This window comes from Nitrosospira sp. NpAV (genome assembly GCF_000832065.1).
Taxonomy (GTDB): Bacteria; Pseudomonadota; Gammaproteobacteria; order Burkholderiales; family Nitrosomonadaceae; genus Nitrosospira.
This window is the reverse complement of the sequence record NZ_JXQM01000125.1, coordinates 1-710: the sequence shown is the minus strand read 5'-3', so window position 1 is coordinate 710 and position 710 is coordinate 1. Positions and strand designations below refer to the sequence as shown.

1 protein-coding gene is annotated in these 710 nt (G+C 59.7%); it reads left to right on the top strand.

Translation table 11 applies throughout. The annotated features are described in order from the left end of the window. On the top strand, positions 1-710 hold a 710-nt coding region (locus SQ11_RS15580; protein ID WP_041515121.1), incomplete at both ends, for an HAD family hydrolase.

The window sequence follows — 710 nt, the reverse complement described above, 5'->3', positions numbered from 1 at the left end:
GTCTCGTGGGCTCGGCAACGGTGCTTTGCACTGACAAGACCGGCACACTTACAGAAAACCGTATGGCGCTTGCGCAAGTCTGGCTGCCGTCGGGCGAAGCCCTGACACTTAAACATGGTCAGCCCGTCTCCAAGGACTGCCGCAAGCTCATCGAAACAGCAGCGCTGGCCAGCGACCCTCATCCCTCCGATCCCATGGAGGTCGCACTTCACAACGCCCGTGGTACTTTCGCAGGTTCTGAATCCTCCAGCACGCTACCCATCCACACTTATGGACTGCGTCCTGATCTGCCGGCCATGTCAAATATATGGGATGACGACCAGGCGCTGACGATCTGCGCCAAAGGTGCGCCGGAAGCGATTATCAGCCTGTGCCGTCTGTCAGACGATGCAGCACAGAAAGTGCTGAAGGCTGTCGAAGACATGGCCACGCGCGGAATACGCGTGCTGGCAGTGGCAACCTCAACCGCGCCCGACCGCCAGTGGGCCGATTCACAACTGGACTATCACTATACGTTGGCTGGTCTGGTCGGACTGGCCGATCCGATACGTGCCAGTGTGCCAGACGCCATCACCGAATGCCGCCGGGCCGGAATTCGCGTCGTGATGATTACAGGCGACTACGCCACCACCGCTCGATCAATCGCCTCGCAAGCCGGCATCGAGGAAGGAGAAGTGCTGACAGGAAGCGACCTGGAAGCACTCGATGAC